11 protein-coding genes are annotated in these 11871 nt (G+C 33.9%); 5 read left to right on the top strand and 6 right to left on the bottom strand.

Annotation, left to right across the window (positions count from 1 at the left end):
• Nucleotides 1–323: 323 nt before the first annotated feature.
• On the bottom strand, nt 324–3155 hold the full coding sequence (locus GLP24_RS11395; RefSeq protein ID WP_232616028.1) for an FAD-binding and (Fe-S)-binding domain-containing protein: 2832 nt from the start codon (nt 3153–3155) through the stop codon (nt 324–326).
• 256 nt (nt 3156–3411) lie between these two features.
• Complete coding sequence (locus tag GLP24_RS11390) at nt 3412–3894, bottom strand: transcription elongation factor (protein WP_101767862.1); 483 nt, start codon at nt 3892–3894, stop codon at nt 3412–3414.
• Between the two features lie 167 nt (nt 3895–4061).
• Here GLP24_RS11390 and GLP24_RS11385 point away from each other — a divergent pair, with 167 nt between their 5' ends.
• The 4 genes from GLP24_RS11385 to GLP24_RS11370 all read left to right on the top strand — a co-directional run bounded on the left by GLP24_RS11385 (nt 4062) and on the right by GLP24_RS11370 (nt 7829).
• The gene (locus tag GLP24_RS11385; RefSeq protein ID WP_227990336.1) at nt 4062–4604 is read left to right on the top strand and encodes a hypothetical protein; all 543 of its coding nucleotides are present in this window, start codon (nt 4062–4064) and stop codon (nt 4602–4604) included.
• A gap of 1101 nt (nt 4605–5705) precedes the next feature.
• Nucleotides 5706–6245, top strand: coding sequence for a GNAT family N-acetyltransferase (locus GLP24_RS11380; RefSeq protein WP_101767861.1), 540 nt, complete (start codon nt 5706–5708; stop codon nt 6243–6245).
• 109 nt (nt 6246–6354) lie between these two features.
• Nucleotides 6355–6660 carry a DUF1289 domain-containing protein gene (locus tag GLP24_RS11375; protein ID WP_101767860.1) on the top strand — a complete coding sequence of 102 codons (306 nt, stop codon included), beginning with the start codon at nt 6355–6357 and terminating at the stop codon, nt 6658–6660.
• Between the two features lie 128 nt (nt 6661–6788).
• Nucleotides 6789–7829: a hypothetical protein gene (locus tag GLP24_RS11370; protein WP_152653357.1), complete on the top strand. Its 1041-nt coding sequence runs from the start codon at nt 6789–6791 to the stop codon at nt 7827–7829.
• Nucleotides 7830–7918: 89 nt separating this feature from the next.
• On the opposite strand, the gene GLP24_RS11365 is transcribed toward GLP24_RS11370, so the two are convergent.
• Nucleotides 7919–8254, bottom strand: a complete 336-nt coding sequence (locus GLP24_RS11365; protein ID WP_101767858.1) for a hypothetical protein — start codon at nt 8252–8254, stop codon at nt 7919–7921.
• Between the two features lie 380 nt (nt 8255–8634).
• Between GLP24_RS11365 and GLP24_RS11360 the strand changes: the two genes are divergently transcribed.
• The gene (locus GLP24_RS11360; protein ID WP_101767857.1) at nt 8635–9114 is read left to right on the top strand and encodes a CreA family protein; all 480 of its coding nucleotides are present in this window, start codon (nt 8635–8637) and stop codon (nt 9112–9114) included.
• Nucleotides 9115–9236: 122 nt separating this feature from the next.
• Here GLP24_RS11360 and GLP24_RS11355 read toward each other — a convergent pair whose 3' ends face one another.
• The 3 genes from GLP24_RS11355 to GLP24_RS11345 all read right to left on the bottom strand — a co-directional run bounded on the left by GLP24_RS11355 (nt 9237) and on the right by GLP24_RS11345 (nt 11812).
• A complete protein-coding gene (locus GLP24_RS11355; protein ID WP_232598166.1) occupies nt 9237–10136 on the bottom strand; it encodes a glucosamine inositolphosphorylceramide transferase family protein in 900 nt (299 codons plus the stop codon).
• Between the two features lie 129 nt (nt 10137–10265).
• Nucleotides 10266–10700: a hypothetical protein gene (locus GLP24_RS11350; RefSeq protein WP_232599500.1), complete on the bottom strand. Its 435-nt coding sequence runs from the start codon at nt 10698–10700 to the stop codon at nt 10266–10268.
• The gene (locus GLP24_RS11345) at nt 10700–11812 is read right to left on the bottom strand and encodes a glycosyltransferase family 4 protein (protein WP_232599499.1); all 1113 of its coding nucleotides are present in this window, start codon (nt 11810–11812) and stop codon (nt 10700–10702) included. The genes GLP24_RS11350 and GLP24_RS11345 overlap by 1 nt, the downstream gene beginning before the upstream one ends.
• Between the last annotated feature and the right edge of the window lie 59 nt (nt 11813–11871).

Here is an 11871-nt window from a genome sequence, read left to right as displayed (position 1 = left end):
GCACAAACCTTACTCGTAAGCACCTATTTTAGGGCGTGGTCTCATATGAATTAGAGTAAAAGCATTAGTTTTGTGATTTTCCCTTATGAAATCACCATAATTATATAAAATACAGTTCTTTTTATTGTTTCATTTTAAATATAGAAACTTAATAACCATTTTTATTTAAGGCTATTTTTTAAGCATTTCGTAACCAATGCACACAAAAAATAAAATTTTTCATCAATAACACTATGATTAGAATATCTATAAAAAGAAAAACTCCAAGATATATGGAGTTTTTAAAAAGGCTAATAATATAGAAAATACACTATTCGTTATTATTAATAACGGTGACTCACTTTATCAACTAAATATAATATCGAACGATACTCAATACCACTATGTTCCGATAAACCAATTTCACAAGTGCGGCTATTTGAATAACCTTCATGGCATCCAACGGGAACTTGTGCTTTTAGTGGTGCCAGCGCACTGGCATTAAGTTCTGGTTTAGTAAAACCTTTATCCCCTGCAAAACCACAACATGTAATATCATCAGGAATAATAACCTCCTCTGCACACGCTTTTGTTACACGCTCAATAACCGCGGCTAGCCCTTCTCGTCGTGATGTACAAGTAATATGTAACATTACAGGCGCTTGTTGTGGAATAATATTCAAGCGAGGTAATACAAAATCAGCAACAAATTTAAACGGCTCATAAATAGTAAGATCTTTACGTAAATATTGCTTACTAGTACTGGCACATGGGCTAGTATCCATCAATATTGGATATTGCCCTTGATGAGATGCTTGCCATAATGCTTGATCAAGTTGTTGCGCCTTACTCTCTGCCGTTGTAGGAAAACCTTTACTGGTATAAGGCATACCACAACAAAGATTATTTAAATCCTCAGGCAATATCACTTCATAACCTGCTTTTTCAAGCACTGAAATAGTCACTTCAGCCAATGACCGTTTATCTTGTGCTTCAACCGCGACGCCCATATTTCGAGCGGCACAACTTGGAAAATACACCACGCGTTCTTTTGTTATACCACTAATAACTGGCACTATTATCTTAGCTGCAGGTAATGGCATCTGTGGTGTCCATTGCGGTATTTTATGACCTGATAACTGATAAGCTTTTTTCGTCAGTTTCTGCATAGTCTGTGTGCCTAATACTTTATGCATCTTACTCGCAACGGTTAAACCCGCTTTTGCTGTCGCTGTTACTGTCGAAAAATGATCCCCTGTCCATGACGCAATTCTCTTCGCTTTTTCAGTATGATTTTGACGTAATTTACGCACTAAATCACCCGTATTAATGCCGACAGGACAACGTTCAGCACACAAGCCAGTTGCTGCACAAGTATCTAACCCATAATAACGGTAGGTTTTTTCCATTGCGGCTAAACGAGCAGGATCTTCATTATTGCGTCGTAGACGAGATATTTCACGAAACACGGTATTACGCTGACGCGGTGTTAACGATAAATTACGCGAAGGACAGACCGGCTCACAAAAGCCACATTCAACACATTTATCAATAAGCTCATCTGCCACCGGCATCGCTTTCAAATTTTTAAGGTGTGCCTGTTTATCAGTATTAATGATGACACCCGGATTTAATATACCGCGAGTATCAAAAATACCTTTAATTGCGAGCATTAACTGATACCCGTCATATCCCCACTCAAGTTCAATAAAGGGAGCCATGTTTCGCCCCGTACCGTGCTCTGCTTTTAATGAACCTTGGTAATCGACGGCAACAAGCTTAGCGACCGCATCCATAAATGCACTGTAACGTTCAATTTCAGGTTGAGTATCGAACGCTTGAGTAAAGACAAAGTGTAAATTCCCTGCTAACGCATGCCCAAAAATAATCGCTTCAGTATAATTAAATTGAGTAAATAACATTTGTAGATCGCGCACGGCAGGTGCTAATTGATCAATAGGGAACGCAACATCTTCAATAATAACCGTCGTACCACTTTCACGAACAGCACCAACAGCAGGAAATAGCTCCTTACGTATCCCCCATAATTGATCACAAATCGTAGCATCTCGACTAAAATTTACTTGTTCAATCGGAGAAAACACATTGATTATTTGCTGTAATCCTTCTGCTTGGCGTTGTAAATCTTGTTCATCTTCAGCATGAATTTCAATTAATAATGCCGCAGCTTCAGTATTGCCCGCAGCCCCTAGTTGAGCGATAAAATCAGGCATACCTGGCTTTTCCGCAACGGAGGCTAATGAACGGTTATCCATTAACTCTACTGCCGCCACCCGTGTTTTACTTAATTGACTTACGGCTAAACACGTTTGTTCAATATCAGTAAAAACAAATAACCCAGATGCTTTAAAAGCATGATTAATAACCGTGTTATAGGTGACATCGGCAATAAAACCTAATGTACCTTCAGATCCAATGAATAAATGTTGTAAGACATCAATCGGATCATCAAAATCCACCAGCGCATTTAAACTGTAACCAGTGGTATTTTTCAAACGGTATTTATGTCGAATCTTATCGGTTAATACCCGATTAGCCTGACACTCACTCACCAATGACATCAACTCGGAAACCATCTTAGGGTGGCTTTTTTTAAAGGCCGCAATACTATTGATATCTAACGTATTAAGTAACGTACCATCCGCTAATACCACCGTCATTCCCGCAATGGTACGATAGCTATTCTGAGAAGTGCCGCAACACATTCCTGACGCATTATTAGCGACGATGCCACCAATCTTACAACTATTAATAGAACCTGGATCAGGGCCAATTTTACGTCCAAATGGCGCTAAAATAGTATTTGCTTCAGCACCAATAATCCCCGGCTGCAACCAAATTTGAGCGCCATCATTAAACACTTTATGATCACGCCAACGCCGCGTTAATGTTATCAAGACAGAATCTGATTGTGCTTGACCGGAAAGACTCGTCCCTGCAGCACGAAAAGTTATTGGAATTTGACGTTCATAACAGGTTTTAATTGCAAAAATAACTTCATCAAGCGTATCAAGCTGCAGAACCAATTGCGGTAACAAACGGTAAAAACTCGCATCAGTACCATAAGCTAACGTTAAGGTTGGATCGGTAATAATTCTTTTTTCATCAATTTGCTGGCGTAATTGTTCTATCAAATCCATATAAGCAGGCTGCATCATTGCTCCGTATAATTATTTTCAAACATAATCTTTATGTTTGGTCTTTCAATAGAAGATGAATAATTTTACTGCTATCGGTATAATTAATATACATTGATTAATTCACATCTATATTGCAAAAACTATACTAACGCAATCCACTAAAAATTTATGCGGTATATCCTTATACCCAGCAACAACCCACCAAAGTAAAATTATTCATAGAACGTTTATATCATTATGACCAGCGCCATCAAAATCAGGTTCAATAATATTACTCAATATTGATCACATCAAACCCGATGATATTACCACCAATATGAACATTAACATCTTCATCAACTTCACATCCAAGCAATGCTTCACCAAACGGAGAGCTTGGTGTGACAATAATAACCTCTTCACCTTCAATGATGAATTTTAACCCACCAGCTACAGGTCCTAAAAAAACCAATTTAGGCTCACCATGTTGATCTTCTAAAGAAATTAAATGTCCTACAACGACAGTTTTTTGTTGAATGGGCATTTTGTTTAGCAAATGTTGATAAGCACTAATATCCGCCTTACATTCAGCCACTCGTTGAGCTTGACCATGAGCAAGATAAGATGCTTCTAATGCAAAAGTATCATATTTATTTTCAGCTACATTCTCATCATCTGTCGCAGTATTATAAGCCCGCATTGCCGCTTCAGTTGCTATTTGTAACGTTTGTTCTAGCTGCACTTGAATACGTTCAAGTAACACATTTTTATTCATCACCGATCAACCAACTTAGCCAAATGGGCGCTGATTATACATGGAATGAAGAGACAAACAAAAATAGTGCTAAACCCTATTCATAAATGCGTATCTAGGGCTCAAGAAATATTTATACCGTCCGATATAGATACTTATCATCATCAAAAATGACTATGCCTATCTATATGCGTATTTTTAAACAATGCTTATTATTTATAACCTTACTCGTTGCAGCACAGCCAGCTTTAGCTCTCACATCGATCCATTTGCTTAATTATGAAGATAGCTATGGCAATATTTCATTAAAATACAGTGGCGATATTCATTTACCCAATCCCCTAATCGTCAATGGTAATCTTAATCTCGAAAATAGCCGTATTAGAAGATTACCTTTAAATCTTACGGTTAAAGGTAATCTTAATTTAGCCTATAGCAGTATTGAACAGTTACCATTAGCGCTAAAAGTAGAGGGTTACATCAATCTTGCTTACTCTAAAATTAAAGAACTTAACTTTGGTTTACAAGTACTCGGCGATCTCAGCGTTGCCCATACACAACTTAAAAAATTACCGGATAATCTCTACGTTAAAGGCAATTTATTTCTCCAAAACAGTAATATTCTTACTCTACCCAATAAATTAGTTGTCGACGGCAATATTTATATTGGCAACATGCCACTCAAAGATCTTCCAAGCGATATTATTATTGGCGGCTCGTTATATAGATAACAATAAAAATTGCATATATATGAATAATACCAATCTACTTAACATTAAAGCAATCGATTGCTTTAATGTGGAAAATTAATATCAACATTATATTTTTAAAGGAAGTATAAGTTAGCCAGAAACGTAACGTGAATATGTATTTCTGGCTACTTTTGCAGTTGATGTTTGTTATGAACAATTTTCAACACATACTTAATTAGAAGGTAATTAAGTATCTTCATTTCTTTCGTTATCTACAAAGAAATGTTTTTCTCAAACTTAAGCTTTTAGGGCTTTAGTTGTTTGATTTTTATGGTAAAACCACTGTCTACGACTGCGTGTTTTCATTATAAACCTCTCATTTTTTTCCCAATGAGCAAGGTTGATATCACTGTATATTAATACCGTTCTTACTCGACTATTCGTGTTCTACTTAACCAATGTTATATGACATTACAATGACATATTAATTTAATTATTATGAACAACATTTTTTACGTCTCTATTTATGACAACAACGGCTAATAATAAGTTCCGTTGTGACTAAATATTACGGTGATAAGACTTCGTGGCAGGATAATTTAGGAAAGAATACAAATTAATACTTTCTGTTTTTTTAAATTTTTCACCTAACAATCTATATCAACCTAGCTAATATAATTATATTTTTACTTTTTGACAACTCCCATTATCTATTTTTTTGTGAGATCTATCATTATTTAGTTAATTAAAAGATTAAAAAACAGCTAACATCTTGCTGAATAAGATAAAAATCCTCTTTTTTAAAAAATCATTCGCCATTTTTTATTTAAGATCGAATATTTACGTTCAAATCACAAACAACGCCACTGATTATTTAAATGCAACAACATATCATCGTATACTAACAAACCACATAACAATCACATTAGTACAAATTAGTACAAATTAGTCGATCAAACATACCTAAGATCTACCGCTACGGTTAATGATAGAATTCACACAAGAATAATAATTTCGTGTCACTCCACAGATTTTACTATTTAAACCTGTTACTCACTCAATAATTGATCATAACCCTATAAATAAATCCTTATTTATTGATTAATAGTCACATCTAGATATATTTGTGAGTCATATTCTATGAACCAAAATCAACCACTTCTAACAACTGAACGCTTAATTCTTCGGCCTTTAGAATTATCTGACGCGACTAAAATACAACGACTAGCTGGCAATGTGGATATTGCTAACGGCACAATCAGTGTTCCACATCCTTATTCTGATGGAATGGCAGGAAAATGGATAGGTAAACACTTAGCAGGTTGGCATAGTCATCAATCTGCTATTTTTGCTATTACGCTAAAAAGTAACCATCAACTTGTAGGTTGTGCCGGACTGGAGAATATCAACCAACACAGTGCACAGCTTGGCTATTGGATTGGTGTTCCTTTTTGGGGAAATGGTTATTGTACTGAAGCGGTTGAACGTATTAAAGAGTTTGGTTTTAATCGACTTAATTTACGCCATCTTTATGGCCGACATTTAAAAACAGTCTCTGGGCCAGAAAATGTGATGCTTAAAATAGGCATGAAAAATGTACCAACATTAACGATTCCAAGTCATCATGTGTCACAAGACAATATTGCGATTTATGAATTACTTAAACAAGTTGCCTGTTAAATACATAAACTGACAACCATCATATTATAATGACAGAGAGAGTAGTATTTAGACTTATTAATCGTTAGCATACTAATCACTTAACGCTACTTATTAATAGGTATTAATTGTGAAATCCCCCTGTGTCGCTAAATGTAAAAACAATGCTGGCATTTGCAGTGGCTGCTTACGTACAATGACAGAAATCAGCCACTGGATAGCCTATTCCGAACAGCAACAACTAACAATAATGGCTGAGATTAAAGCCATTAAAGCAACTCATCAATGTCCACAATGCCAACAACCCGCACAATGTGATATTCAAGCAGGAAAGTCGACATGCTGGTGTTTTGATATTGAGCCACGCCAAACACTGACTGATTCGGCTAATACTTGCCTGTGTCGACAATGTTTATCATTAATGCCTACTCTATAATATTTTACTATTATAACTACATCACCAATAACCATTACGGCATCAATAGCAAATCAATAGGTTATAATTATCTCCGCACTATAAGATAATCCAACGTACATACGCGCTCGATACTATCTGGAACAAATATGGATATAAAAGTTAATAAGCGTCAAGAGCAACTTCTTAATGATACCATTGCTCAATGGCAGCAACAGCAGCTGATTGATACCCAACAAGCGCAACAATTACGTCAAAGCTATCACGTTATCAGTTTTGATTGGAAGTTACTGGCTGTCTATTCATTTTGGGCCGCTATTGCCTGTTTCATCTTGTCTGTCATTTTATTAGTTGCTGATGATTATTTAATTGCATTAATCTCACATCTCATTGATACGCCAGCAAGCGTATTAACGATTCTTAGTGCCATCATTGCAGGACTATTCTTTTATTTTGGTGTTAAACGTCGACAGCGTTATCCAGAAAAAACTGTGAGCAATGAAGCGATATTCTTTTTTGGCGTACTCATAACTGCAGTTGCTAGTGGTTTTTTAAGTCACACAACCTTAGCGCTTCATTGGCGTGAAAGCCTCTTTATTATCATCCCCACCGTTATTTATCTTATTATTGGTATTCAGCTACGTTCAGTTTTAGTGTGGTTATTTGCTTTGCTCGGTGTCGGCTTATGGGTTTTAACTGAAACCTCTTATCTTGCACACGATCATTATCTCTTTTGGGGAATGAACATTCCATTGCGGTTTACTGTGATTGGTCTACTCATTGTAGGGTTAAGTTCAATATTTAAACCTAATTCCCGTTTCTATTTTACGAAAGAGGCCACTCAATTTATTGGATTAATCTATTTTTTTACTGCGTTATGGATGCTCACTATTTTTGGTAATTATGATAGTTTACGTGCTTGGTCGAACATCAAACAGATTGAGTTATGGGGCTGGAGTGTTGCCATGCTATTGATCACTTTAAGCGCCATTTTTTATGGTATTAAATATAATGATCCCTTAGTGCGGGCTTTTGGCATTATATTTTTATTGCTGTGTTTATATAGCCGTTATTTTGAATATTTTTGGGACACACTACACAAAGCTCTCTTTTTTGCAATATTAGCATTAAGCTTTTGGATAATAGGCGGTCGTGCAGAAAAAATTTGGCAATTAGGAAATAAAGGTTGATAAAAAGCCGCTGTCTTAATAAAAATTAACCAGCGGCATTATTCATAATTTATCGTGTTGATCGTAAAACTATAAAATAGAAACATATATTATTTAACCGCATGCCTTTCTAAATTATATAACCGAATTTCATGCAGTACACGCTCAGTTAACATATTATTCATGGTATTTCGCATTGATTCCTGCATATCAGAAATAACAGGAAATACATTCTGATTCATTTCATCTAAACAATTTTTAGATACTTTCATTTTTAAATCAAACTCAAACGAAGCAAGTTCTAAAAATTTTCCCATTCGCTCGATAACAACATCAATCATGTAACTATCAGCGCCTAAATCCAACAATTCTTGTTCAACAATTAATTCTAACGGTGTACGATCTCTAGATTGCTCTTTTACTGGAAAAGCAAGAATATTTGACATCATATCCTCCTCATAATCAGTAATAATCATCCGTTGATAATTATTATAATAACATTGCTGTTACATTCATCCTATGTGTAATTTCTGTAATTGAAAAGACCATTTTTAATAAAATGTATCATTTATTTATCAATATCAGTGTTGTCTCACAATAAAATATTGGTTTTAACACTTTATTATCATTAACTTAAAATAAATTTAGTTATCTATTAAACTCTATCATATTTATTATCATTACAACCACCTTGATCTCTTTTGTTCATAATAAACACCAAATTTAAAACCGTATGATGAAAATAATTTAAATTTCGCGTATAACTTAGTGTAATAATAACAAACTATAATTTAAGTATGATTATTCATTTAATAGGAAGTATTGTATGAGAAAATTTTTGACGGTTGCTAGCTCACTCGCAATTGTATTAACCCTTAGTGGCTGCTCAGATAATGAAGTTGGAGATGTTTCTTTAGGCATGTTTACCACTAAAGATATTAAACTAAACACATTAATTGATCCCGTTGTACCCGGTGTTACTTGTCATATAGCAAGTATTGAAGCCGATTTAAGTTTAGCGGATCCTTCAGACTCATCAATTTCATGTCGTCAAACGGGTGAAATAACCCCAGAAATGATAGCTAAAATAGATAAATCCAAATCAGGTGAAGTTGTCTTTACAAAATCGAAAAGTATTTTCTTTAAAACAATGAAAATACGCCGTATTTATGATCCTCAATCAGAAACATTAATGTATTTATCATATTCAACTAAAACAACGACTGGGAGCTATAAACATAGCCTATCAACAGTACCATTATGGGGTACAAAAGCTTATATCTCACCAACAATAAATAATAATTGATAGCAATATAGCCTCTTTACTATTAAATATAACTAAGAGGCTTTTAAAACTAACAAATAAAAAGTAAACGACTGTTAGTTTAATAATTAAAAGTCTGAAATACTATTTATTAAAATTGCACTCTATTTACTAAAAAAAGGGATTTCTTTTCGTAATTTAACCATCACTAAATATTTTATTTTCCTATATATATTATTGTATTTAGATAAAATATTTTTTGAATCAATAACAGTTATATTGCCCCAGTATGATAACGTATGAATACCGTCAGAAAATGGAACGATAGGCATTACATCTTTAAAAAACTCCTCTATATAAATAGTTTTTGATAGCGTAGTAATGTGCATTATTTTCAAACTGCCACCATATGTTATGGCACAATTTTGGCAAACACGGTAATAATTATTATCACGATTAATAATTGGCCCACCATTACGACCAAAATCCTTCTCACTTGCGATAGGAGAACAAGGATGAAGTTGATAATTACCTAATAATGCATCTGAAAAAAATAATTGCTGCTTAAAAGGCTCATCAGAGGTCGACGTAAATAAATAAAATACGCCATTAACCTTTTTTATACAACTATCAATATATTTACCATCACTAAGTAACGTTTTTACCTTCTCAAATTTAATACCATTAAATTTATACAATGACATTTCATTCAAATCTGACGTTTCAATAATAGAATATAATTCATTTTCCTCTTCAAATATAAAAGGAAATGATTTATGCCCTACAATTTCATTTACACTTTCAAAAAAATTATAACGCTTACCATCGAAATCAACACATTCAATTTTCCCATTGCCATGAGAGTAATCAAAAATTTCATAAGCAATATAATTTTTATTGTTTAATGTAAACACGAATGGATCAGCTTCAAAATCTTTATCTGTAAAATTAAACCAATGAATATCATAAGTATTTAGCCCATTGATAATCACATCTAATGGATGTTCTCTAATCAATCCAATACGCCAGAAATCTTGATCTGTAAATTTATTTAACCATTTCATTTTATTTAACTCCTGATATTCTTTTGTAAAGTATAAATGCAGAATATAGAACAAATATAATTATAAAATAATTCAACAAATGCCACACTTTACTTATTTTAATAAAAATAAACATATCCTTTATTATTACTATTGTAAAAAATGCAATTTAAAATAGTCCCAAATACCAAACGAAAAATGCTTAAATATATCAATCCCTAGCGCTGATTTAATCAAATATAATGCTAGAACTACAGATGTAAATATAACGCAGAGTCCAAATACTATATGAATTGCTTTAATAATAGTAGTAATTGTCATTTGATGCCGAGGAGCTTTACGGCGATCTTTACCTAATAAAAATACAGCATAATAACGCCAACGCCCAATACCAATGACAGGACGAAAATCAACATAGTGATCATTATAACCACTATTAATAGCTACCGATTTTTTAATGGCAGCTAATTGTTTATGATCAAATGAATTCAAGACCTCAGTAGGTATCGTATTTATAACACGATCAATAACATCTTGCTGAATTTGAGTATATTTATCATATGAACCAACTGCACACTCATCCATCACAATTTACCATTTTCTGTAGCTAAAAAAACATCATACGTTTGCTGTGCAATCAAATTCCAATCATATTTTTTTAAATATTCGGTATAGCAAACTAATGGCTGATCGACTGCCATCGTCAATAATGTTGATAACTTTTGACTATCACCACATGAAAAATAGCATTTATCTTCCAAATCTACTGCCTTATTAGCGGGTATATCACTAACAATGACTGGTAAAGAAAATGACATAGCTTCTAATAAAGCAATCGGTAGCCCTTCACTAAATGATGGTAAAACAAATATATCTGCTTGTGAGAATATACTATGTAATTCATCTCCAGATAAAAACCCAGTTAATACAACGTTATCCATTTCTCTTGCTGTATTTTTTAGCCTATAACTGTATTCAGTAACATGGTCACTATCACCCACTAATACTAATTTTTTATTAATGCCGCTAAGTTTATAAGCTTCTAATAAAACATCTAATCCTTTTTCTTGTGAAAAACGACCAACGGCAATAATATAGTCTCTTGGCTTAAGATCATACTTCAATAAATAACCATTTATTTTATTTTGCACAGGTAATTGGGGTGGATTAACACCATTAAAGATAAGATGAGTATCTTCTCGTCCATACTTCTCAATCATTAATTTTTGCATAAAATCAGAGATCACAATCACCTCGGTTGAATATTTCATCGCCCATTTTTCACCAAGACGAAAAATAAACTTAGCTAACTTACCCCATTTTTGGTGATCATAGTTTTGGCTATGATGGGTAAATATCACTTTTTTGCCAAATAAGCGTAATAATGGAATAACTAAACCAGAACCAATAGCATGTACATGTACAATATTAGCGCCTTCTTTTAGCGCATAAAAAGCCGTTAAAAAGGAGTGTAATGGGGCTTCTAAAGATTTGTTTGTTACCGCCGGTAAAGCTTTTAGCTTAACGCCCTCATACACACTTTCGGTATAAGGAACATAAGGTTTACGGGCTATTACCGTTATATCTAAACCATATTTTTTAACTAATAGAGGATATAACGACTGGCAATGAGATTCGACACCACCAGGTACATTGGGTATACCGCGCGTACCCAAAACTAAAATAGATTTATTCACAATACCGTCTCTTTAAATGTAAAATGCCAGCAGTTACCTGACATTTTATTATTCGGGAA

Origin of the sequence: Photobacterium carnosum, assembly GCF_021236965.1 — a bacterium.
In the GTDB taxonomy this organism is placed as follows: Bacteria; Pseudomonadota; Gammaproteobacteria; order Enterobacterales; family Vibrionaceae; genus Photobacterium; species Photobacterium carnosum.
The sequence above is the reverse complement of the archived record's forward strand: the minus strand, read 5'-3'. Positions and strand labels throughout refer to the sequence as shown.

What these genes read in the sequence shown, in the direction of transcription:
- GLP24_RS11385 (WP_227990336.1), top strand. Translation starts at nt 4,062, where the DNA reads ATGCGTATTTTTAAACAATGCTTATTATTTATAACCTTACTCGTTGCA.
- GLP24_RS11395 (WP_232616028.1), bottom strand. Translation starts at nt 3,155, where the DNA reads ATGCAGCCTGCTTATATGGATTTGATAGAACAATTACGCCAGCAAATT.
- GLP24_RS11355 (WP_232598166.1), bottom strand. Translation starts at nt 10,136, where the DNA reads ATGAAATGGTTAAATAAATTTACAGATCAAGATTTCTGGCGTATTGGA.
- GLP24_RS11365 (WP_101767858.1), bottom strand. Translation starts at nt 8,254, where the DNA reads ATGTCAAATATTCTTGCTTTTCCAGTAAAAGAGCAATCTAGAGATCGT.
- GLP24_RS11370 (WP_152653357.1), top strand. Translation starts at nt 6,789, where the DNA reads ATGGATATAAAAGTTAATAAGCGTCAAGAGCAACTTCTTAATGATACC.
- GLP24_RS11380 (WP_101767861.1), top strand. Translation starts at nt 5,706, where the DNA reads ATGAACCAAAATCAACCACTTCTAACAACTGAACGCTTAATTCTTCGG.
- GLP24_RS11350 (WP_232599500.1), bottom strand. Translation starts at nt 10,700, where the DNA reads ATGGATGAGTGTGCAGTTGGTTCATATGATAAATATACTCAAATTCAG.
- GLP24_RS11390 (WP_101767862.1), bottom strand. Translation starts at nt 3,894, where the DNA reads ATGAATAAAAATGTGTTACTTGAACGTATTCAAGTGCAGCTAGAACAA.
- GLP24_RS11360 (WP_101767857.1), top strand. Translation starts at nt 8,635, where the DNA reads ATGAGAAAATTTTTGACGGTTGCTAGCTCACTCGCAATTGTATTAACC.